Genomic DNA, 22,980 nt, shown 5'->3' with positions numbered 1-22,980 from the left:
TCCGTCCGGCGTACGACAGCTTCCCACTTGACCCTGACGCGACGGCAGGGTGGAGGCTTCCTTGGCCGAAGGGTGGACCCGACCCCGAGAAGGTGTCCACCCGGCGGTGGACGGCCCCTAGGGGTACCTCCGTACTGAGGCCCGGGCAGGGTTCGTCCCGGCGGAGGACGAGAGCCGTACGCCGTCGTCCTTAACCTGGTCCTACGCCGCTGGGGGGCGGCTCGCCGCACGGCAGGGGTGGGGTTTTCCCCAGGAGAAGACGGGGCTGTGCACCAGCGCGCGGACCCCTTGCCGGCCATCAGACTCATCGACGTACCGTTTCGCGCCACCCAAGCGCAAACCGACATAGGAGACTTACCGTGACATCGGCTGTGACCATTCCCAGGCACGGGGGCACTGGAGGGCGTACGGCCGTTGCCGCGCGGGCGCGGCAGGTCGTCAAGGCGTACGGCTCCGGGGAGACCCGGGTCGTCGCCCTCGACCACGTCGACGTGGACATCGCCCGCGGCCAGTTCACCGCGATCATGGGCCCCTCGGGGTCCGGCAAGTCCACCCTGATGCACTGCCTCGCCGGACTCGACACGGTCACCAGCGGGCAGATCCACCTGGACGAGACCGAGATCACCGGCCTGAAGGACAAGAAGCTCACCCAACTGCGCCGGGACCGGATCGGGTTCATCTTCCAGGCGTTCAACCTGCTGCCGACGCTGAACGCGATCGAGAACATCACCCTTCCCATGGACATCGCCGGGCGCAAGCCCGACAAGGCGTGGCTGGACCGGGTGGTGGAGACCGTCGGCCTGGCCGGACGGCTCAAGCACCGGCCCACCCAGCTCTCCGGCGGACAGCAGCAGCGGGTCGCCGTGGCCCGCGCGCTGGCCGCCCGCCCCGAGATCATCTTCGGTGACGAGCCGACCGGAAACCTCGACTCCCGGGCGGGCGCCGAGGTGCTGGGCTTTCTGCGCCGGTCGGTCGACGAACTGGGCCAGACCATCGTGATGGTCACCCACGACCCGGTGGCCGCCTCGTACGCGGACCGGGTCCTCTACCTCGCCGACGGCCGCATCGTCGACGAGATGTACCAGCCGACCGCCGACCAGGTCCTCGACCGCATGAAGGACTTCGACGCCCGGGGGCGCACGTCATGACCGTCCTGAAGACGTCGCTGCGCAACTTCTTCGCGCACAAGGGACGCATGGCGCTGTCGGCGGTCGCCGTCCTGCTGTCGGTCGCGTTCGTGTGCGGCACGCTGGTGTTCACCGACACCATGAACACGACGTTCGACAAGCTGTTCTCGGTGACCGCGTCCGATGTCACCGTCTCGCCCAAGGACGCCAAGAGCGAGGAGACCCCGCAGAACGGCGTGCCGCTGTCGCTGCCCGCCGCCACCCTGGACCGGGTCAAGACCGTCGACGGTGTCAAGTCCGCCGAGGGCGCGGTCAGTTCGATGAGCGTGACCGTGGTCGACGGTGACAACGAGAACATGGGCTCCACCACCGGCGCCCCCACCATCGCGGGCAACTGGACCAGCAGCGACCTGCGTTCCATGGAGATCACCTCCGGGCACGCCCCGCGCGGTCCGACCGAGATGATGGTCGACGCCGACACCGCCGACAAGCACCACCTGGGGCTCGGCGACGAACTGCGCACCATCACCCAGCGGGGCGACTTCACCGCCCGGATCGCCGGCATCGCCACCTTCAAGGTGACCAACCCCGGCGCCGCCATCGTCTACTTCGACACCCCCACCGCCCAGCGCCACCTGCTCGGCAGCACCGGCCGCTACACCCAGTTCAACGTCACCGCCGCGGCCGGCGTCTCCGACGCGCAGCTCAAGCAGAACGTCGCGGGCGCGCTCGGCGGGCCGTACAAGTTCCAGACGGCCAAGGAGAACGCCGACGAGAACCGCAAGGACGTCGGCTCCTTCATGGACGTCATCAAGTACGCCATGCTCGGCTTCGCCGGGATCGCGTTCCTGGTGGGCATCTTCCTGATCATCAACACCTTCTCGATGCTGGTCGCCCAGCGCACCCGCGAGATCGGCCTGATGCGGGCCATCGGCTCCTCCCGCCGGCAGGTCAACCGGTCGGTGCTGGTCGAGGCGCTGCTGCTCGGCTTCGTCGGCTCGGTCCTCGGCGTCGGCGCCGGCGTCGGCATCGCGGTCGGCCTCATGAAGCTCATGGGCGCGGCGGGCATGGAACTGTCCACCCGGGACCTGACCGTCAAGGCCACCACCCCGGTGGTGGGCCTGGTGCTCGGCGTGGTCGTCACCGTGCTGGCCGCCTATCTGCCGGCCCGGCGTGCCGGCAAGGTCTCCCCGATGGCCGCGCTGCGCGACGCCGGCACCCCGGCCGACGGCCGGGCGGGCCTGGTGCGCGGCCTGATCGGCCTGGTGCTGACCGGCGCCGGCGGTGCCGCCCTGTACGCGGCGGCCACCGCCGACAAGGCGAGCGACGGCGCGCTCGTCCTCGGCCTGGGCATCGTGCTGACCCTGATCGGCTTCGTCGTCATCGGTCCGCTGCTGGCCGGCGGTGTGGTCCGGGTGATCAGCGCGGTGCTGCTGCGGGCCTTCGGCCCGGTCGGCCGGATGGCCGAACGCAACGCCCTGCGCAACCCGCGGCGCACCGGAGCCACCGGCGCCGCCCTGATGATCGGCCTCGCGCTGGTCGCCTGCCTGTCGGTGGTCGGCTCCTCCATGGTCGCCTCCGCCACCAGCGAACTGGACAAGTCGGTCGGCGCGGACTTCATCGTCGAGGGCAACCAGCCGATCGTGCCGCAGGCGGAGAAGGCCATGGAGCAGGCCCCGGGCCTGGCCCACGTCACCCGCTACAAGGCCCTCGACGCCACCCTCACCTCGCCCGACGGCAAGGTGGACGACTCCGGCATCACCGCCGCGGATCCGACGTACGCCGACGATCTGCGCCGCCCGACCACCGAGGGCACCCTGAAGGACGCCTACGGCAGCGACGCGATGTCGGTGGGCTCCGACTACGCGAAGAAGCACGACGTGCACGTCGGCGACACCCTCACCGTCGCCTTCAAGGGTGGCCGAACGGCCCGCCTGAAGGTGGCCGCGATCACCGACGACTCCAGCGCGATCGACCAGGGCGCCCGCTACACCAGCATCGCCACGATGGAGAAGTACCTGCCCAAGAGCCAGATCCCGCCGAACGTGATCATGTTCGCGAAGGCGGAGAAGGGCCAGGAGAAGCAGGCGTACGCAGCCCTGAAGAGCGCGCTGAAGAAGTACCCGACGTACCAGGTCAGGGACCAGACCGACTACAAGCAGGAACTGAAGGACCAGGTCGGCCAGCTCCTGAACATGGTCTACGGCCTGCTCGCCCTGGCGATCATCGTCGCGGTGCTGGGCGTGGTGAACACCCTGGCGCTGTCGGTGGTCGAGAGGACCCGGGAGATCGGCCTGATGCGGGCCATCGGTCTCTCCCGCCGCCAGCTGCGTCGCATGATCCGCATGGAGTCCGTGGTCATCGCCCTCTTCGGCGCCCTCCTCGGTCTCGGCCTGGGCATGGGCTGGGGCACCACCGCCCAGAAGCTGCTCGCCCTGGAGGGCCTGGGCGTCCTGGACATCCCCTGGCCGACGATCATCGGCGTCTTCGTCGGCTCCGCCTTCGTGGGCCTGTTCGCCGCGCTGATCCCGGCGTTCCGCGCGGGCCGCATGAACGTACTGAACGCGATCGCCACGGAGTGACGCCGTCAGGACCACCGCAGACGGGGGTTGCGGGGGAAGGGCCCGGCGCCGGGAAACGAGAACTCCCCGGCCCCGGGCCCCTCGTCATCGTCTGGTCACCGGCGGCCCAGCCCGAGGCGGGCGCGTGCCTCGTCCTGCGGGATGCCGACGACCTGGCCGGCGCCAGTTGATCCTCCAGCTGGGCCGGCTCACTGGGGCTTATGAACACGGCGGCGGCGCTGGCCGTGATCCTTCACGCACCGTCACAGCGATCGCACTCGCGGGTGAACGTCACTCGGGCGTCGTAGGCTGGAGACCCCCGGCCCGCGCAGCGTGTCGGGTGATTCGCGTTGCCCCTTCCAGGACGGACACCCCTCCATGAGCCTGCACGGTCTGCTCGACGCCGTCGTCAAGGACGCCGCCCTCGCGGAAGCGATCAAGGCGGCGGCCGACGGCAACCGCACCCACGTCGACCTGGTCGGCCCCCCGGCGGCCCGCCCCTTCGCGATCGCCGCCCTGGCCCGCGAGACCGGCCGCCCCGTGCTCGCCGTGACGGCCACCGGCCGCGAGGCCGAGGACCTGGCCGCCGCGCTCCGCTCGCTGCTGCCGGCGGAGGGCGTCGTGGAGTACCCCTCCTGGGAGACCCTTCCGCACGAGCGGCTCAGCCCGCGCAGCGACACCGTCGGCCGCCGCCTCGCCGTGCTGCGCCGCCTCGCCCACCCCAGCCTGGACGACCCGGAGACCGGCCCGGTCTCCGTCGTCGTCGCCCCCGTGCGCTCCGTGCTGCAACCGCAGGTCAAGGGCCTCGGCGACCTCGAACCGGTGGCCTTGAGGAGCGGCCAGAACGCCGACCTGAACGAGATCGTGGACGCCCTCGGCGCCGCCGCCTACGCGCGCGTGGAACTGGTCGAGAAGCGCGGCGAGTTCGCGGTGCGCGGCGGCATCCTCGATGTGTTCCCGCCCACCGAGGAGCACCCCCTGCGCGTCGAGTTCTGGGGCGACGACGTCGAGGAGATCCGCTACTTCAAGGTCGCCGACCAGCGCTCCCTCGAGGTCGCCGAGCACGGCCTGTGGGCGCCTCCCTGCCGCGAGCTGCTGCTCACGGACGACGTACGCACGCGTGCGCGTACCCTCGCCGAGGAACACCCCGAGCTGGGCGAACTCCTCGGGAAGATCGCCGAGGGCATCGCGGTCGAGGGCATGGAGTCCCTGGCCCCCGTCCTGGTCGACGACATGGAGCTGCTGCTCGACGTCCTGCCCGCCGGCGCCATGAGCCTCGTCTGCGACCCGGAGCGGGTCCGCACGCGTGCCGCCGACCTCGTCGCCACCTCACAGGAGTTCCTTCAGGCGTCCTGGGCGGCCACCGCCGGCGGCGGAGAGGCCCCCATCGACGTCGGCGCGGCCTCCCTGTGGTCCCTCGCGGACATCCGGGACCGGGCCCGCGAGCTGGGCATGATGTGGTGGTCGGTGTCCCCGTTCGCCGCCGACGAGTCGCTGACGTCGGCCGCCGACCCGACGGGCGACGCCGACACCCTCCAGCTGGGCATGCACGCGCCGGACACCTACCGCGGCGACACCGCCAAGGCGCTCGCCGACACCAAGGGCTGGCTCGCCGACGGCTGGCGCACCGTCTTCGTCACCGAAGGCCACGGACCGGCCGCCCGCACGGTCGAAGTGCTCGGCAACGAGGGCGTCGCGGCCCGCCTGGATGTCGACCTCGGGCAGATCGCACCGTCCGTCGTGCACGTGGCCTGCGGCTCCATCGACTACGGCTTCGTGGACCCGGTGCTGCGGCTCGCCGTCCTCACCGAGACCGACCTGTCCGGGCAGAAAGCGGCCGGCAAGGACGGCGCCCGCATGCCCGCCCGCCGCCGCAAGACCATCGACCCGCTGACCCTGGAGACGGGCGACTACATCGTCCACGAGCAGCACGGCGTCGGCCGCTACATCGAGATGGTCCAGCGCACCGTGCAGGGCGCCACCCGCGAGTACCTGGTGGTCGAGTACGCCCCCGCCAAGCGCGGCCAGCCCGGCGACCGCCTCTACATCCCCACCGACCAGCTGGAGCAGATCACCAAGTACGTCGGCGGCGAGGCACCCACCCTGCACCGCCTGGGCGGCGCCGACTGGACGAAGACCAAGGCACGCGCGAAGAAGGCCGTCAAGGAGATCGCCGCCGACCTGATCAAGCTGTACAGCGCGCGGATGGCCGCACCCGGGCACGCCTTCGGCGGGGACACCCCCTGGCAGCGCGAACTGGAGGACGCCTTCCCCTACGCCGAGACCCCCGACCAGCTGACCACGATCTCCGAAGTCAAGGAGGACATGGAGAAGTCGGTCCCGATGGACCGCCTGATCTGCGGCGACGTCGGCTACGGCAAGACTGAGATCGCGGTGCGGGCCGCCTTCAAGGCGGTGCAGGACGGCAAGCAGGTCGCGGTGCTCGTGCCGACCACCCTGCTGGTGCAGCAGCACTTCGGGACGTTCGGCGAACGCTACGCCCAGTTCCCGGTGAACGTGCGCGCCCTGTCCCGCTTCCAGACCGACACCGAGGCCAAGGCCGTCCTGGAGGGCCTGCGGGACGGCTCCGTGGACGTCGTCATCGGCACCCACCGCCTCTTCTCCGCCGAGACCAAGTTCAAGGACCTCGGCCTGGTCATCGTCGACGAGGAGCAGCGCTTCGGCGTCGAGCACAAGGAGCAGCTGAAGAAGCTGCGCGCCAACGTCGACGTCCTGACGATGTCCGCGACCCCGATCCCGCGCACCCTGGAGATGGCGGTCACCGGCATCCGCGAGATGTCCACGATCACCACCCCGCCGGAGGAGCGGCACCCGGTGCTGACCTTCGTCGGGCCCTACGAGCAGAAGCAGATCGGCGCCGCGATCCGCCGCGAACTGCTGCGCGAGGGCCAGGTCTTCTACATCCACAACCGGGTCGAGTCGATCGACCGGGCCGCCGCCCGGCTGCGGGAGATCGTCCCCGAGGCGCGCATCGCCACCGCGCACGGCCAGATGTCGGAGTCGACGCTGGAACAGGTCGTCGTCGACTTCTGGGAGAAGAAGTTCGACGTGCTGGTGTCCACGACGATCGTCGAGTCCGGCATCGACATCTCCAACGCCAACACCCTGATCGTGGAGCGCGGCGACACCTTCGGCCTGTCCCAGCTGCACCAGCTGCGCGGGCGCGTGGGCCGGGGCAGGGAGCGGGGATACGCGTACTTCCTCTACCCGCCGGAGAAGCCGCTGACGGAGACCGCGCACGAACGGCTCGCGACCATCGCCCAGCACACCGAGATGGGCGCCGGCATGTATGTCGCGATGAAGGACCTGGAGATCCGCGGCGCCGGGAACCTGCTCGGCGGCGAGCAGTCCGGCCATATCGCGGGCGTCGGCTTCGACCTGTACGTGCGCATGGTGGGCGAGGCCGTCGCCGACTACCGGCGGCAGCTGGAGACCGGCGCGATCGAGGAGGAGCCGCCGCTGGAGGTCAAGATCGAGCTGCCCGTCGACGCGCACGTCCCGCACGACTACGCGCCCGGCGAGCGGTTGCGTCTCCAGGCGTACCGGTCCATCGCCTCCGCCAACTCGGAGGCCGACATCACGTCCGTACGCGAGGAACTGGTCGACCGCTACGGCAAGTTGCCCGAACCGGTGGAGAACCTACTGCTGGTGGCCGGGCTCAGGATGCTGGCGCGGGCGTGCGGGGTCGGCGAGATCGTTCTGCAGGGCAACAACATCCGTTTCGCGCCGGTGGAGTTGCGCGAGTCGCAGGAGCTGCGGGTCAAGCGGCTGTACCCGGGGACGGTCATCAAGCCGGCCGTCCACCAGATCCTGGTCCCCCGCCCGAAGACGGCGAAGGTGGGCGGCAAGCCACTGGTCGGCCGCGAACTGCTGTCCTGGGTCGGCGAGTTCCTGGCCACCATCCTGGGCTCATAACCCCACCCCACGGGACGCCGTCCGGCGGGCACGGGACCAACGACGCCGGGCGCGGGGCGGTTCCGGGGCGGACGGCGTCGGCGGTGGTTCGGTTCCGGGTCGGGTGGAGCCGGTGGTGGGTCGGTTCCGGGGCGGTGGTTCGGTTCCGGGGCGGTGGGCCGGATGTGGGTCGGCTCCGGGTCGGGTGGCGTCGATGGTGGGCTGGATGGGGGCGGGGTGCCTGGCGGTGAGGTCGGCGGGCCGGGTGTGTGGCGGGGTGCCTGGCGGTGGGGTCTGCGGTGGGCCGGGGGTGGAGTGGGTCGTTGGCGTCGGGGTGGGCTGCGTGCGGGGCGGCTGCCGGGGCGGTGGGGTGTGAGTCGACCCACAAGTCGCCGACGTGCCACCGGCGATACGCCCTGTTCGCCCCCAACGCCCCTTTGAGCCCTCTGCGCTGTCCATCCGTCGGCGGCTACCGTGTCACCAGCAAGGATCCGCTCCACGCCGGGGCGGAGCAGAGGAACCCAAGGGGGACGCGCCGTGGGGCGTCTGAGGGGCGGGGCCGTCACCGCCGCCGTCGTGATGCTTGCCGTGGCCGGCTGCACGGAGCTGCAGACGGACGGATCCTCCGGGGCCGAGGGCACGGGCGGCGGGGGCGCGGCCCTGGCCGCCGCGGAGTCACTGACCGTCAAGGGGCGCGCCCCGAAGACCGGTTACGCCCGCGACCGGTTCGGCTCGGCCTGGGCCGACACCGACTCCAACTCCTGCAACACCCGCGACGACATCCTCAAACGCGACCTGAAGGACGTGAAGTTCACCGACGGCGACTGCAAGGTCTCCTACGGCCTGCTGGAACCCGATCCGTACTCCGGCAAGGACATCACCTACCGGCGCGGTCGCAGCCAGGTGGACATCGACCACGTCGTCGCCCTCTCGGACGCCTGGCAGAAGGGCGCCAAGTACTGGGACGCCGGCAAGCGCATAGCCCTCGCCAACGACCCGCTCAACCTGATCGCCGTCGACGCGAGCACCAACCGCGGCAAGGGCGACGGCGACACGGCGACCTGGCTGCCGCCCAACAAGTCCTACCGGTGCGCGTACGTCGCCGCCCAGGTCGCCGTGAAGCAGAAGTACGAGCTGTGGGTCACCGCCTCGGAACAGGCCGCCATGAAGAAGGTGCTCGCCGCCTGCCCGGACCAGAAACTGCCCTCCGGCGGCAACCCGACCAAGGCACCGGAGCGCTTCCACGCGCGCTGAGCCTCAGCCGCCGAGCGCGTCCAGGTCGAGGATCTTGCCGGCCGGCTTCTTCGCCGGCACGGGCCGGTCGTAGTCGCTGAAGGTGAGGCGCACCGCGTCCTTCGCGGAGCCGCCGTCGACCTTCAGCAGATACGGCTCGCCCTCGGTGGCGACGTACAGCGTGTACCGGTCCTTGCCGTCCTTCTCGTGCAGGACGATCGCGGGCGTGCCCGCGACGGTGGACGTCTTCCCGCGGGTGGCGTCCGAGCGGACGTCGTCCGCGCCCGAGAGCACCGACCCCAGGTCGCAGAAACCGGCGATGTCCTTGGCGTCCTGGCCCTTCGCGGACATCCTGGTCCACTTGCCGGCCAGCATCGCCACGGCCGCGTCGGTGTCGGCCTTGGACTCGCCCTTGCTCTGGGCGCGCAGGAACGCCTCGTCGTACTTCATGTAGACGGTGGCGCCGGTCTTGATCAGATCGGCCTTGCCCTGTCCGTCCAGGCTCAGGGTGCCGGCGCACTCGCCCTTCTTGTCCAGGGCCATGTCGATCCGGATGGTGCCGTCGGAGGCGTCGTCGGCGATGTCGCCCGTCATCCGCAACGACGAGGCACCGGTGGTGGCCTTCATCGCCCGGTCGGCGATCTCCCCTCCGGTCAGTCCGGCGAACGGCTCCTTCGGTTTGCTGTCCGCCTTGTCCTGCCCCGATTGACAGCCGGTGAGCCCCGCGGCGCTCACGGCGGCGAGACAGAGAACGGCGAGTGCGGTGCGACGCATGGAGGTTCCTCGGTGAAGTGAGAAGGGGCGGATGGACGACGAACGGTCCAACGAACGGTCCTGTTCGGTGAGTCAATAAGAGCAGAGCTTGTGAACCGAGTCAACATGATTCACGCAATGCTATTTGTACACGGGCGTGAAGGGGTGGATCATGTAAACATCGCTATGCTCGGCGTCACACACCGACGAGGGAGTTGGGGCGCATGCAGGACAACGCGACGGAAGTGACCGCGGCGGGCATCGCGCGGCTCGCCGGCGTCGGCCGTGCCGCCGTCAGCAACTGGCGTCGCCGGCACGCCGACTTCCCCAAGCCGGTCGGCGGCACCGAGACCAGCCCCTCCTTCGCCCTGGCCGAGGTCGAGGCATGGCTGCGCAAGCAGGGCAAACTCGCCGAGGTCCCGCTGCGCGAACGCGTCTGGCAACAGCTCGCTGGACACCCCGCGGGCCCGGTCACCGCCCTGGTGCACGCGGGGTGCGTACTCCTGCTGATCCATGAACGGCCCGAACTCTGGCGGGACGCGAGCGCCGGCACCGACGAGCGACTGGCCGCGAAACTGCCCGGCGCGCTGGAACAGGTGTTGACCCCGCGCTTCGGCGCGCCGCGCAGAGCAGCACCGCACACGCACTCCGCGGCCGGCGCCCCGACCCGTGTGAACACCGGGCCCACTGTGAACCCGCGGCCTGCCGTGAACACCGGGCGGGCCCTGAACACCCGGCCCGGTGTGAACCCTCAGGCTGCTGTGAACCCGGGCGCTGCTGTGAACCGGGGCGCCGCTGTGAATGCCAGTGGTGGCGTGAACTCCCAGTCCGCTGTGAACGCCCGGCCCGGTGTGAACCCCCAGCCCCCCGTGAACACCCGGCCGCCTGTGAACCCGCAGCCCGCCGTGAACACTCCGGCTGACGTGAACTCCCAGCCCGCTGTGAACCCCCCAGCCGCCGTGAACCTCCAGCCCGCCGTACATGCCGCCCCCGCGGTTCACGCGCCCACCGGGCCTGACCTGTTTCCCTCCACCCCGTTGCTCCGCGGCGTCGCAGAGATGGCGGCCGAGGCGGGCGCCCCGGGGACGTTCGAGTTCCTGCTGGGGCGGCACCTGGATGCCAACCCGCGCCAGTACACGCTCACCCCGGCCGAACTCGCCCGGCTCATGGCCGACCTCGCGGGCCCCGCCCGTACCGTGCTCGACCCGGCCTGCGGCACCGGCGCCCTGCTGTGTGCCGTGACCGCCCGCCCCGATCAGGAGCCGCACGCCCAGGACAGCGCCCCCGACCTCGCCGCGCTCACGGCGATCCGGCTCGCCCTGCACACCCGCGCGACCGTCCGCGGCGCGGCCGGCGACAGCCTGCGCGCCGACGCGTACCCGTGGCTGCGCGCCGACGCCGTCCTGTGCCATCCGCCGTTCAACGAGCGCAACTGGGGCCACGACGAACTCGCCTACGACCCCCGCTGGGAGTACGGCTTCCCGGCGCGCACCGAGTCCGAGCTGGCCTGGGTGCAGCACGCGCTCGCCCGGCTGCGGGACGGCGGCACCGCCGTGCTGCTCATGCCGCCCGCCGCGGCATCCCGCCGCTCCGGCCGCCGGATCCGCGCCGAACTGCTGCGCCGCGGTGCGCTGCGGGCCGTCGTCGCGCTGCCGGTCGGGGCGGCGCCGCCGTACAACATTCCCCTGCACGTGTGGGTGCTGCGCCGCCCCGACCGGGCCGTCGCGCAGCCCGAGGCGCTGCTCGTGGACACCGCGCGGTTCGCCGCGCAGGGGCGTGGCGGGCCGGACTGGCAGGCGGTGCGGGACGCCGTCCTGGAGGCCTGGCGTGCCTTCGAAGGCGCGGGGCGACTGGAGGAGCGGCCGGGGCTCGCGCGTTCCGTGCCGGTGATCGAACTGCTCGACGACGACGTCGACCTCGCCCCCGCCCGGCATCTGCCGCCGCCGGCCGCGGCCGGCGGAGCGGAGCAGCTCACGGACGTACGGGAGCGGCTCGGTGAGAGCCTGCGCCTGGCCGCCACGCTCACCCCGCCGCCCGCCGACCTCGCGCGGCCGGTGCGCAGGCCGCTGACGACGGTCGGCGAACTCGCGCGCGGGGGCGCCCTGTTGATGCGTACGGGCGGCAACGGCGGGCACGCGCGTGTGCCCGTCCTCACCGACCATGACGTCCTCGCCGGAACCGGGCCCTCCGGGACGCTCCCGGAGAGCGACGAGGAAGCCGTGCTGACCGAACCGGGCGACATCGTCGTCCCGGTGCTCGGCGGCGGCTCGGTGGTCCGGGTGATCGACGACGCGACGGCCGGTGCCGCGCTGGGCCGCAACCTCGTGCTGCTGCGTCCCGATCCGGCGGCGCTCGATCCGTGGTTCCTCGCCGGCTTCCTGCGCGGCACCGCCAACAACCGGCAGGCCAGCAGCTACGCCTCCACCGCCACCCGTCTCGACGTGCGCCGCCTGCATCTGCCGCGGCTCCCGCTGGACGAACAGCGGCGCTACGGGGCGCGTTTCCGCGCCCTGGACGAGTTCGAGCGGGCGCTCGCGCGCGCGGGCCGACTCGGCGAGCACCTTGTGCGCGGGATGTACGACGGTCTGACCGACGGCACGGTGGCGCCCGACTGAGACGGGCGGTGCCGGGCGGCGGGCGCGGGCGCCGCGGGTCGACAACGGTTCGGTAGCTCCCTGTCCACAACGTTGGACCGCTTGTCCCTGGTGGGTCATATGCTCGAAGCGACATCGCCCGACCGGCGTCGCCCGCGCTGCGGACCGTGCCGGCGGGCACGTACGCCCACTTCAGGCACCACAGGAGCAGCCATGCAAGGCCACGGCTATGCACAGCCGGTGAAGCAGCCGCCGCACCCCGCGGGGCTGGTCTTCCTGCGTGTGCTGTTCGTGGGGCTCGCCTTCGTCAGCATGGGCTTTCTGAGCTGGGCGATGATGCTGCGCCTGGCCGTCGTGACCCGCAGGGGGCTGGACCGGGGCCTGCTGGTGGCGGTCTTGGCGGCCGATGTGCTCAGCGTGGTGCTGCTGGGCAGCGAGCCGGGTGACGAGATCCACACCCCCGGCGGCTATCTGGGCCTCACCGTGCTGCTCTTCACGCTCGTGGCCTCGACCGCGTACTACCTGGTCGCGGACATACGCCACTTCCAGCGACTCCAGGAGGCCCACGACGGGCCGCGGACACCGGGGTACGGCTACGGGCAGCCGCCGTTCACCGGGACGACCGTACCGATCGTGCCGCACCCCGCGATGCCGCAGCCCCGGATGCCGCACACGCCCGCCCCGCACACGCCCGTACCGCACGCGCCCGCCCCGCACACGCCCGTACCGCACGCGCCCGCCCCGCACACCCCCGCCCCGCACACCCCCGTACCGCCCGCGCCGGCCGCCGGACCGCCGGGGCCGCGGCCGCCGATACCCGCGCCGCCCGCGCGTCCGGCGCCCGCGCGCATCGACCAGGTGCGCGCCGAACTCGACGAGCTGAGCGACTATCTGCGCAGGCACGACGGGCAACCCACGGACGGCAACGGCGGCGACCGCGAAGGCGGAAGGTGAGCGTGGCGGCGGGACGCGTCGTCGCCGGGCGCTACGCACTGTCCACGCTGATCGGGCAGGGCGGCATGGGCCAGGTCTGGACGGCGTACGACCAGCGGCTCGACCGGCGCGTGGCGGTGAAGCTGCTGCGCCCCGACAAGGTGGCCGGACAGGAGGCCGACGAACTGCGCCGCCGGTTCGTACGCGAGTGCCGGGTGACCGCGCAGGTCGACCACCCCGGCCTGGTGACCGTGCACGACGCGGGCAGCGAGGGCGAGGAGCTGTTCCTCGTCATGCAGTACGTCGACGGCGCCGACCTGTCCGACCACCTCGCCGAGCACGATCCGTACCCGTGGCAGTGGGCGGTCGCCGTCGCCGCGCAGCTGTGCGCGGTGCTGAGCGCCGTGCACGCGGTGCCGATCGTGCACCGGGACCTGAAGCCGCGCAACGTGATGGTGAAGCAGGACGGTACGGTCACCGTCCTCGACCTCGGCGTCGCCTCCGTGATGGACACGGACACCACGCGTCTGACCCACACGGGCTCGCCGATCGGCTCGCCCGCGTACATGGCGCCCGAGCAGGCGATGGGCGGTGCCGTCGGCCCGTACACCGACCTGTACGCGCTCGGCGTGCTGCTGCACGAACTGCTCAGCGGCGACGTGCCGTTCGCGGGTTCCACGGCGCTCGGCGTGCTGCACCGGCACCTGTACGAGCCGCCGCTGCCCGTGCGCCGGATCCGCCCCGAGGTGCCGGAGCCCCTGGAGGCGCTGGTGCTGCGTCTGCTCGCCAAGGATCCGCAGCACCGCCCCGGGTCCGCGCAGGAAGTGTACGAACACCTGGCGCCGCTGCTGCCGGGGCGGGGCACGCCGACCGGGCAACCGCTGGATCCCACGCGCCCCTTCCTGCGCCCGCACGCCCCCTGGCCGGACCTCGCGCGCACACCCGTGCCCTCACCCGCCCCGGTGCCGGCCGCCCCCGGCAGGCCCGATGTCGCCGCCGCCGTGGACGAGGTCAAGCGGCTGCTCGGCGAGGGCCGCATCACCCAGGCCGTCGACATCCTCGGCGCGATCCTGCCGACCGCCGCCGAGCAGCACGGCGAGCACTCACCGGTCGTGCGCACGCTGCGCAAGCAGTACGCGGCCACGCTGATGGACGACGGCCAGTACCGGCGCGCGCTGCCCGAACTGCGCCGCCTTGCCGACGAGCGCGCCGCCGAGGCCGGCCCGTCCGATCCGCAGTCCCTGCGCTTCCGCTACGAGGCCGCCCAGTGCCTGGAACAACTCGGCGATGCGGCGGCGGCGCTCGCCGAGTACCGCGCACTGCTGCCGTACTACGAGAACCAGTACGTGTCCGGTGACCCGCGGCTCGGCCACGACGTGCGCCGTCGCATCGGCCATCTGCTGCTCGCGCTCGGCGACCGGCCCGCCGCCCACGACACGCTCGCGCGGCTGCTGATCGATGTGGAGCGGGTGCATGGCCCAGGCCACCCACTGGCCGCCGAGGTCAGACGGAGCCTGCAGTGGCTGGGACAGGTGCGCGGCTAGGCTTTGCCGACTCCTGTGGGAATCTTGTGATCTTCCAGGGGCGGAGTTTTCCGAAGCCAGGGACGCGGCCGGATAGGTTGCGGTTCGTTTTTGCCAGACAGTACGTGCCAGACAGCGCATGCCAGACAGTGCGTGCGGGGCGGGTGCGCGGCGTGTGCCGGACAGCGTGTGCCGGCCCGCGCGCCGTCGCGGGCACCGAGCGATCAGGGGTGGGGTCTTCATGTCCAGCCATCGGCAGTCGAAGAAGCGCCGGTACATCACGTGGGCGGCGGTGGGCGCCGTCGTCGCGGCCGGCGCGGGCATCGCCGCGCAGACCTCCATGGCCGCCACCACCTGGCCCGCGCAGAAGACGTACACCGGCCGCGCCTTCGACACCTGCGCCGCGCCCTCGCTGGCCGCGATGAAGGCATGGCACACCGGCTTCTACGGGGCCGCCGCCGTCTACGTGGGCGGCAAGAACCGCGGCTGCAACCAGCCCAACCTGACCACCTCCTGGGTCAAGTCCGTCAACGCCGTCGGCTGGAAGCTCATCCCGATCTACGTCGGCGCCCAGCCGCCCTGCCAGACCGGTTCCAGCCCGGAGAAGATCACGGCCACCACCGCCGCCTCCCTCGGCGCGCACGACGCCGCCGACGCCGTGGCCAAGGCCGCCGCGCTCGGCATGAAGGCCGGCAGCCCGATCTACCTGGACATGGAGGCGTACGACGTCACGAACAAGGCGTGCAACAACGCCGTCCTGACGTATGTGCGCTCCTTCACGAAGACGCTGCGCGGCAAGACGTACCGCGGCGGCATGTACGGCTTCACCAGTTCCAGCGCCAAGGCGATCGCCACCGCGACCGACAAGACGGACCTGCCGGGCAACCTCTGGTACGCGCTGTGGGACAAGAAGAACACCACGACCACGGACTGGCCGTGGGGCGCGACGCAGTTCACCAACCACAGCCGTGGCCACCAGTACATGGTGAACAGCAAGGAGACGCGGAACGGTTACACGATCACCGTGGACCGGGACGCCTGGGACGCACCGGTGGCCATCGTCGGCTGACATCGCCGCGGCGGGGACGGGCCGGTGCCCGAAGAGCAGGTGAATCGTTGGTCCGATGGGTTGGCCAGAGGCTGCCCACTGCCTACCATCGATCACCGCAAGACCTTGTGCACCGTCGCACAATCTCCTCGGGAGGTTTCCTTGCACCGCCGCCGTCGCACCGCGCTCGTCCTGTCCGCCGTGATCGCCGCCGCGGCACCCCTGCTCACCGCCTGCGGAGGCGAGGCGCATCCGGGCGCGGCGGCCGTCGTGGGCGGTCAGCGGATCACGGTCGCCCAGCTGGAGAACCGGGTGAACGAGGTGCGCCGGGCGCAGCGGGCGGTGGTGCCGGACGAGAGCCAGTACCAGCAGGTACTCGCCTCCACCAGCAGCCTCACCCGCGACACCCTGCACAACATGGTCCTCGACCGGGTGCTGCACCGGGCCGCGCGGGACGCGGGCGTCACCGTGAGCCCCAAGGAGCTCCAGCAGATGCGCACCGGCCTGGAGCAGCAGGCGGGCGGCGCGAAGGTGCTGGAGACGACGTGGCTCCAGCGGTACGGGGTCGCGCCGAACCGGCTCGACGACAACCTCCGGGTCCAGCTGGAGGCCCAGAAGCTCGCCCAGAAGCTCGGCACCGACACCTCGGCGCCCGCCTTCTGGAAGGCCATGTCCGCCGCCTCCGCGGACCTCCAGATCGACCTCAACCCGCGCTACGGCACCTGGGACGTGGAGAAGAGCAGCCGCGTCGACGCGAAGACGCCCTGGGTACGGGAGATCACGGCGACCGGCACCCCCCAGCAGACGACCTGATGCCGTAGACGCGGGCCGGCGGTCGGTGGTGGGTCGGGCGATGGTCTGATGCCGCGGGTGCGGGCCGGCCGCTGGTGGTGGCTTGGGCGTGGTCTGATGCCGCAAGTGCGGGATGACCGCTGATGATGGGCCCGGCGTGGCCTGATCGTGGATGCGGGCCGGCCGCCAGTGGTGGGTCGGTGTGGTCTGATGCCGCTGGTCAGGGGCCGGGGCCGCGGCGCGGGCGGGCCGGGACACCGGTGCCGGGCCGGGCCGCGATCCGCCCATGGTGGTCATACGATCGCATCGGCCGACCCTGCCTGTGGACAACTCGCGGGGCGGTCGGCGGGTGTGCGTTACGTTCGATGCGTGAACACCACCAGCCTCGAAGCCGCCGCACCGGAACCGGGCCCTGACGCCGCCCCGGGCCGCGTCGTCCTGCTCACCACCAGCCACCGCGTCGCGCCCGGCCTGCTGTCCTGGCCCGCCTGGCAGGCGCTGCGCGCCGCCGACCAGGTGCTGTGCGCGGACGGCGCGCACCCGCAGCTGCCCTATCTGCGGGAGGCCGGCATATCCGTCCAGGAGGCGTCCCCGAGCGCCCCGGAGCTGGTCGACGCCTGCGCCGGCGGGCACACGGTGGTGGTCGTGGCGACCGGTGAGGGCGAACCGGCCCTCACCGACGGACTGGCCCGCCTCGCCGGCTCCGGCCGCGTCCGGATGCCCGCGCTGGAACTGCTCCCCGCGTCCTACGACCTGCCGGGCGCCCGGCTCCTCGACCTCGTCCAGGTCATGGACCGCATCCGCGCCGAGTGCCCCTGGTCGTCCCGCCAGACCCACCAGGGCCTGGCGAAGTACGGCATCGAGGAGGCGTACGAACTGGTCGAGGCGATCGAGGCCGGCGACCGCGACGAACTCCGGGAGGAGTTGGGTGACGTCCTGCTCCAGGTCGTCTTCCACTCCCGCATCGCCGAGGAGGACACCGACGCACCGTTCTCCATCGACGACGTGGCCGGCGGCATCGTCGCCAAACTGATCCACCGGCACCCGCATGTCTTCGGCGACGAGACGGCCGAGACCCCGGAGGACGTCAAGGAGCACTGGCTGCGCACGAAGGCGGAGGAGAAGCGGCGCGCCTCCGTGACCGACGGCGTCCCGCTCGGCCAGCCCGGGCTCGCCCTCGCCGCCAAGCTCGCCTCCCGTGTGCGTACGGCCGGGCTGGAGGTGCCGCTGCCGCGGGGCGAGGGCATCGGATACGAACTGCTGGCGCTGGCGGCGCGGGCCGAGGCGGAGGGCGTCGACCCCGAGGCGGCGCTGCGGGCGGCGGCCCGGGCCTTCCGGGACGCGGTGCGCACGGCGGAGGGGGTGGACGCCTAGGTATCCCCGGCATCGCTCGGGTCAACGGGGCACCGCCCGGGACCGGTTCGGGGGCCGCCCGGCGGATCGATCGCTGAGAAGGCCCGGTGAAGTACGCTGCGGGGCGCGATCAGCCACCACGGTGCCGCGGACGACCGACGGCACATCGCGGCGCATCCAGCGGAGCGCTTAGTACCGTGGGTCACACGGGTGGCCGCTATGCGTGGGAGCGTTGCATGGAGCGGGAGTTGGAATGGCTCGTGGGCAAGCTCCAGGAGATGCCCGACGCACAGCGGGAGTTACGGTTCCCGGGGTATGCGAGTCCGGAGTCGATGCGCAGCTATCTGCTCGCACTGCGGGAGCAGAGTCCGGAGGCGTACCGGCAGTTCGTCGACCGGATGAGGACCACCGGCCGCCCCACGGACGCCCCTGAACGGTGGTTCCCGCCCTACCCCGACTCCCCGCACCCCGCCCCCTCGCACCCCGATTCCCCGTACGCCGACTTCGACAGCCCCGACTTCGACAGCCCCGGGTCCGACAGCCCGGCCGATGCCGCCGCCCAAGGCACCGACCCGTACGGCTCCGACACCGACACCCGACACAACTCCCTTGTCAGCGAGGCCCTTTCCAGTTCCCTTCCCAGCGCTCCAGAGTCCGTCGACGGCCGCGCCGCCGACCTCCGCGCCGCCGACCCCCTCGCTGTCGACGCCCGCGCCGCCGACCCCCTCGCTGACCCTGGTCCCGCCGACACCCGCTCCGGCCGTGCCGGCCAGGCCCCCGCCCCCTCCGACGCCCTCCGCCACGACCACCCCCGCCCGCCGGCTCCCGCGGCCTCGGCGCCCGCCGGAGTCGACGTTCCCGCTCCCGCCCCGCTCGCCGACCACGTCGACTTCCGTGACGCCACCTTCCACGCGGATGTCATCGGCGTGCAGCACCACCACTATCCGGCCGTGCCGATGCCCACGCCGGTGCAGTGGAGCCCCGTGGACGAGGTGGACCCCCTGGAGTTCGGGGTGCAGCCGACCCGGCTCGTCCCCGGGCTGCCGGAAGTACCGCCGTACGTCCCCCGGGACTGCGACGGACAGCTGCGGGACCTGCTGCTGGAGGGCGGCGGGCTGGTCGTGGTCCTGGGCGAGCGGTCCGTCGGCAAGTCGTACACCGCGTGGAACGCCGTGCGGTCGCTGGCGGAACAGGGGTATCTGCTCTACGCCCCCGATCCGCAGGAGGATCTGCGCGCGCTGCCCACCGGGCCGAAGGGCGACGCGGGCAAGCGGGTCCTGTGGCTCGACGAACTCAGCGACCACCTCGGCGGCAGAAGCGGACTGGACCGGCGGCTGCTGGGACGCTTCGCCCACCGGGGCGTGGTGGTGCTGGGCACGATGGAGCCGGAGGAGTACTACCGGCGCCGGTCCGGGACCGGGCCGGGCGAGGGCGTGCTGACGCGGGCGCGCACCGTCGCGCTGGCCCGCGAGTGGAGCGAGTCGGAGCTGGCGCGGCTGGCCGGGCACACCGACGACCCGCGCGCCTACCCGGCCTATATGTGGAGCGGGCGGGAGGGCGCCGCCTCCTACTTCGCGATCGGGCACCTGCTGTTCGACGAGTGGCAGCGCGCCGGCACACAGGCCGAGCATCCGCGCGGGCGGCTGCTGGTGCGGGTGGCCGTCGACCTGGCGCGCTGCGGTGTCACGGAGGCCGTGTCGGTGGAGCTGCTGCTGCGGGCGGCGGGCTGCTATCCGGCCGAGGGGGTCGAACGGGAACCCTTGGAGGCCGCGCTGGCCTGGGCCACGGCACCGATGTTCGGGATATCGGGGCTGCTCGTGGAGGGGGAGACCGGCGGCACCTGGCGGGCGTACGGGGCGCTCGTCGCGGAGGCGCTGCGGACGGGGGACCTGCCGCCCGTTCCGGACGGGGTGTGGTGGACCCTGCTGGGCGACCGGGAGGTCGACCGGGCGGCCGTCCTGGACGCGGCGAAGGCAGCGCTGCGTGCGCGGGTCGAGGGCGGCGACGTCCCGGTGATGGTGCGGTTCGCGGCGCTGACCGAGGGCGAGGAGCAGGAGGGCTGGTACCGGAGGGCCGCGGACCTCGGTGACGACCGCGCGGCCCTGCTGCTGGCGACGCTGCTGCTGCGCCGCGGCGAGGACGGCCGGGCGATCCCGTACCTGGAGATGGCGGCGCGGCGGGGCGTGGCGGAGGCGGCCCGGCAGCTCGCCGTGATCTACGAGGTCCGCGCCCGGTACTGGCGGGACCGGAGCCTGGTCCGCCCCGCGCCGCCCGATACGGTCGGGGAGTGACCGACCAGCCCCACCCGCCGAAGCACGCCCCCGCCGCGCCCGACCTCTTCACCTGGGAGTTCGCCGCGGACCCCTACCCGGCCTACGCCTGGCTGCGCGAGCACGCCCCGGTGCGCCGGACGGAGTTGCCGAGCGGGGTCGAGGCCTGGCTGGTCACCCGTTACGCCGACGCCAAGCAGGCCCTGGCCGATCCGCGGCTGTCGAAGAACCCGGCGCATCACGACGAGCCCGAGCACGCCCGTGGCAGGACCGGCATCCCGGGGGAGCGCAAGGCCGAGCTGATGACGCATCTGCTGAACATCGACCCGCCGGACCACACCCGGTTGCGCCGGCTGGTCAGCAAGGCGTTCACGCCACGGCGGGTCGCCGAGTTCGCCCCGCGCGTGCAGCAGCTCACCGACCGGCTCATCGACGGGTTCGCGGACCGGGGCAGTGCCGACCTCATCCACGAGTTCGCCTTCCCGCTGCCCATCTACGCGATCTGTGACCTGCTCGGCGTACCGCGCGAGGACCAGGACGACTTCCGGGACTGGGCGGGGATGATGATCCGGCACGGCGGCGGGCCGAGGGGCGGCGTGGCCCGGTCGGTGAAGAAGATGCGCGGCTATCTGGCCGAGCTGATCCACCGTAAGCGCGCGGCGCTGCCCGCCGAGCCCGCCCCCGGCGAGGACCTCATCTCCGGGCTCATCCGCGCCTCCGACCAGGGCGAGCACCTGACCGAGAACGAGGCCGCCGCGATGGCCTTCATCCTGCTGTTCGCCGGGTTCGAGACGACCGTCAACCTGATCGGCAACGGCACGTACGCGCTGCTCACCCACCCCGAGCAGCGTCACCGTCTGCAACGCTCCCTCGCGGCCGGGGAACGGGACCTGCTGGCGAGTGGCGTGGAGGAGCTGCTGCGCTACGACGGCCCGGTCGAGCTGGCCACCTGGCGGTTCGCCACCGAGCCGGTCGGCATCGGCGGGCAGCGGATCGCGGCCGGCGACCCCGTTCTCGTCGTCCTCGCGGCGGCGGACCGGGATCCGGAGCGGTTCGCCGACCCGGACGTGCTCGATCTCGGCCGGCGTGACAATCAGCACCTCGGCTACGGCCACGGCATCCACTACTGCCTGGGCGCGCCGCTCGCCCGGCTGGAGGGCCGGTCCGCCCTCGCCACCCTCCTCACCCGCCTGCCCGACCTGCGACTTGCGGTGGATCCTGCCGATCTGCGGTGGCGCGGCGGGCTCATCATGCGTGGACTGCGTACTTTGCCCGTTGAGTTCACGCCCGTCCGGGAAGAGAACGGAATGGGGGATTCCGAAGCCCCTTGCCCCGACGGAAGATGACAGACCCTCAAGTTTGTGATCTTCACGTGATCTGCGCGGCATGAACTTGTGACAGGCGATCGTGTGCCGATACGTTCACCCATCGGTGCGGCATTCCGGCGTGGCCTGCCGCGCCGGTCAGTGCTGTCGCGCGAAAGGCTTCCGCATGCTCTCCGGGAACGGTCGTCACCGTCGCCCCCGTCAGGCTCCGGCCTTCGTCGTCGCGGCCGGAGTGACCGGCTCCGCGATCGCCATTCCGCTGCTCGGCGCCACCGGCGCGAGCGCCGCCGACGGCACCACATGGGACCGGGTCGCCGAGTGCGAGAGCGGCGGCTCGTGGAGCGCCAGCACCGGCAACGGGTACTTCGGCGGGCTGCAGATCTCGCAGCAGGACTGGGACAGTCACGGCGGTCTTGAGTATGCGACGACCCCCGACCAGGCCAGCCGTTCACAGCAGATAGCCGTCGCCGAGAAGATCCTCGCCGACCGGGGCACCACCCCGTGGGCGACCTGCGCCCTGCTGTCCGGGCTCACCTCGACATCGGGTTCCGTCGGCGTCGACACCGGCGTGACGGACGGCGGTTCCTCCGGCTCGAAGGGCTCCACCAAGTCCTCCGGGCCGTCAGATGCACAGAAATCGCTGGATTCCACCGATTCGCCGGGAGAATCCGGCTCCTCCGACTCGTCTGACTCGTCCTCATCCTCCGGCCCGGCGGCTTCCGGCGCGGAGACCTCGCCGTCCGCCTCGCCCTCGCCGAGCGAAAGCGCCGGCCGCGATGCGGGGGACGGCCGTACGGCCCCCGCCGAGCCCGGCGGGTCGGGCCCGTCCGAGCCCGGCGCCTCGCCCGAGGGCGGCTCACCCACGGAGGAACCCGAGTCCGCGGCCTCGGACAATTCCTGGCGCAGCGGAGGCTCCTGGAGCCTCGTCGACACCGGATCCCTCGGCGGCGGTCGCCACCGGGGCGACAGCGCGGACGAGAACGGGGCGAGCGGTACGGCTGACCAGGGGTCAGGCCCGTCCGGGCGGCACGCCTACACCGTCCGCGTCGGCGACACCCTCGCCTCCATCGCCGACTCCCTTGACGTGGACGGCGGCTGGCGCGCGCTCTACGCCGCCAACGAGAAGGCCATCGGTGCCGACCCGAACCACATCGCCGCCGGTCAGACCCTGGACGTCGGGGGCGAAACGGGCGAAAAGTAGCGGGAGCTGACGTCCTGTTTCGTGGGCGATATCCGGTTTGCTCAAAGTGTGGGATGAGTCTCAGAAGCCCTGATCGTCTTTGAAATTCCGGCGATCGCGTGCCTACGGTCATGACCGCTCGCCACCGCGAGCCCCGGCTGCCGCAACGCCGAGTCCTGCCAGCGGCCGTACGGGAACAGTCGTCGCGTCAAGCGCCGTAGGCAGGAGCGGGGGACCCAAGGTAAGTGCCGCGCCGGTCGGTTGACCGAAGCGGCTCGGGGTGAAGCCACGCCTCCACACGGAGACGTGGCCGGGCAACTCAACCGGCCCGAACCCGACAGCTCACCTCGCAGGCGTCGGTGAGGGGAACCTC

At 72.1% G+C, this 22,980-nt stretch carries 14 protein-coding genes and 1 riboswitch; of the genes, 13 read left to right on the top strand and 1 reads right to left on the bottom strand.

Features of this window, described 5'->3' with window-relative positions; translation table 11 throughout:
- Positions 1-359 precede the first annotated feature (359 nt).
- The 4 genes from ACIRFL_RS12590 (at position 360) to ACIRFL_RS12575 (ending at position 8,857) form a co-directional block, all read left to right on the top strand.
- Positions 360-1,148, top strand: a complete 789-nt coding sequence (locus ACIRFL_RS12590; RefSeq protein ID WP_404027111.1) for an ABC transporter ATP-binding protein — start codon at positions 360-362, stop codon at positions 1,146-1,148.
- Positions 1,145-3,709, top strand: coding sequence for an ABC transporter permease (locus ACIRFL_RS12585; protein ID WP_404027108.1), 2,565 nt, complete (start codon positions 1,145-1,147; stop codon positions 3,707-3,709). Before ACIRFL_RS12590 ends, ACIRFL_RS12585 begins: the two co-directional genes overlap by 4 nt.
- 357 nt (positions 3,710-4,066) lie before the next feature.
- Positions 4,067-7,624: a transcription-repair coupling factor gene (gene mfd / locus ACIRFL_RS12580; RefSeq protein WP_404027106.1), complete on the top strand. Its 3,558-nt coding sequence runs from the start codon at positions 4,067-4,069 to the stop codon at positions 7,622-7,624.
- 558 nt (positions 7,625-8,182) lie between these two features.
- Positions 8,183-8,857 (top strand): HNH endonuclease family protein, encoded by a 675-nt coding sequence (locus ACIRFL_RS12575; protein WP_404027335.1) that lies wholly within the window; start codon positions 8,183-8,185, stop codon positions 8,855-8,857.
- 3 nt (positions 8,858-8,860) lie between these two features.
- Here ACIRFL_RS12575 and ACIRFL_RS12570 read toward each other — a convergent pair whose 3' ends face one another.
- Complete coding sequence (locus tag ACIRFL_RS12570) at positions 8,861-9,610, bottom strand: hypothetical protein (protein ID WP_404027103.1); 750 nt, start codon at positions 9,608-9,610, stop codon at positions 8,861-8,863.
- 203 nt (positions 9,611-9,813) lie between these two features.
- Here ACIRFL_RS12570 and ACIRFL_RS12565 point away from each other — a divergent pair, with 203 nt between their 5' ends.
- The 9 genes from ACIRFL_RS12565 (at position 9,814) to ACIRFL_RS12525 (ending at position 22,628) form a co-directional block, all read left to right on the top strand.
- Entirely contained in the window at positions 9,814-12,204 is a 2,391-nt protein-coding gene (locus tag ACIRFL_RS12565; RefSeq protein ID WP_404027101.1) for an N-6 DNA methylase, read from the top strand.
- A 192-nt stretch (positions 12,205-12,396) separates the two neighbouring features.
- Positions 12,397-13,137: a hypothetical protein gene (locus tag ACIRFL_RS12560; protein WP_404027098.1), complete on the top strand. Its 741-nt coding sequence runs from the start codon at positions 12,397-12,399 to the stop codon at positions 13,135-13,137.
- A 38-nt stretch (positions 13,138-13,175) separates the two neighbouring features.
- Positions 13,176-14,660 carry a serine/threonine-protein kinase gene (locus ACIRFL_RS12555; RefSeq protein ID WP_404027332.1) on the top strand — a complete coding sequence of 495 codons (1,485 nt, stop codon included), beginning with the start codon at positions 13,176-13,178 and terminating at the stop codon, positions 14,658-14,660.
- A gap of 220 nt (positions 14,661-14,880) precedes the next feature.
- Positions 14,881-15,708: a glycoside hydrolase domain-containing protein gene (locus tag ACIRFL_RS12550; RefSeq protein WP_404027096.1), complete on the top strand. Its 828-nt coding sequence runs from the start codon at positions 14,881-14,883 to the stop codon at positions 15,706-15,708.
- 141 nt (positions 15,709-15,849) lie between these two features.
- Positions 15,850-16,500, top strand: a complete 651-nt coding sequence (locus tag ACIRFL_RS12545) for a SurA N-terminal domain-containing protein (protein WP_404027094.1) — start codon at positions 15,850-15,852, stop codon at positions 16,498-16,500.
- A 348-nt stretch (positions 16,501-16,848) separates the two neighbouring features.
- Positions 16,849-17,853: a nucleoside triphosphate pyrophosphohydrolase gene (locus ACIRFL_RS12540; RefSeq protein ID WP_404027092.1), complete on the top strand. Its 1,005-nt coding sequence runs from the start codon at positions 16,849-16,851 to the stop codon at positions 17,851-17,853.
- A 215-nt stretch (positions 17,854-18,068) separates the two neighbouring features.
- On the top strand, positions 18,069-20,123 hold the full coding sequence (locus ACIRFL_RS12535; RefSeq protein ID WP_404027090.1) for a hypothetical protein: 2,055 nt from the start codon (positions 18,069-18,071) through the stop codon (positions 20,121-20,123).
- A complete protein-coding gene (locus ACIRFL_RS12530; protein WP_404027088.1) occupies positions 20,120-21,448 on the top strand; it encodes a cytochrome P450 in 1,329 nt (442 codons plus the stop codon). Before ACIRFL_RS12535 ends, ACIRFL_RS12530 begins: the two co-directional genes overlap by 4 nt.
- Before the next feature lie 145 nt (positions 21,449-21,593).
- Positions 21,594-22,628 carry a transglycosylase family protein gene (locus tag ACIRFL_RS12525; RefSeq protein WP_404027086.1) on the top strand — a complete coding sequence of 345 codons (1,035 nt, stop codon included), beginning with the start codon at positions 21,594-21,596 and terminating at the stop codon, positions 22,626-22,628.
- 182 nt (positions 22,629-22,810) lie between these two features.
- A riboswitch (cyclic di-AMP (ydaO/yuaA leader) is annotated at positions 22,811-22,978 on the top strand.
- Positions 22,979-22,980: the final 2 nt, after the last annotated feature.

Origin of the sequence: Streptomyces sp. NPDC102462, assembly GCF_044765425.1 — a bacterium.
Taxonomy (GTDB): domain Bacteria; phylum Actinomycetota; class Actinomycetes; order Streptomycetales; family Streptomycetaceae; genus Streptomyces.
This window is presented reverse-complemented; position numbering and strand designations above follow the sequence as displayed.

Coding starts and splice junctions, on each gene's coding strand:
- ACIRFL_RS12535 (WP_404027090.1), top strand. CDS start 18,069: ATGGAGCGGGAGTTGGAATGGCTCGTGGGCAAGCTCCAGGAGATGCCC.
- ACIRFL_RS12575 (WP_404027335.1), top strand. CDS start 8,183: ATGCTTGCCGTGGCCGGCTGCACGGAGCTGCAGACGGACGGATCCTCC.
- ACIRFL_RS12565 (WP_404027101.1), top strand. CDS start 9,814: ATGCAGGACAACGCGACGGAAGTGACCGCGGCGGGCATCGCGCGGCTC.
- mfd (WP_404027106.1), top strand. CDS start 4,067: ATGAGCCTGCACGGTCTGCTCGACGCCGTCGTCAAGGACGCCGCCCTC.
- ACIRFL_RS12525 (WP_404027086.1), top strand. CDS start 21,594: ATGCTCTCCGGGAACGGTCGTCACCGTCGCCCCCGTCAGGCTCCGGCC.
- ACIRFL_RS12570 (WP_404027103.1), bottom strand. CDS start 9,610: ATGCGTCGCACCGCACTCGCCGTTCTCTGTCTCGCCGCCGTGAGCGCC.
- ACIRFL_RS12585 (WP_404027108.1), top strand. CDS start 1,145: ATGACCGTCCTGAAGACGTCGCTGCGCAACTTCTTCGCGCACAAGGGA.
- ACIRFL_RS12560 (WP_404027098.1), top strand. CDS start 12,397: ATGCAAGGCCACGGCTATGCACAGCCGGTGAAGCAGCCGCCGCACCCC.
- ACIRFL_RS12550 (WP_404027096.1), top strand. CDS start 14,881: ATGTCCAGCCATCGGCAGTCGAAGAAGCGCCGGTACATCACGTGGGCG.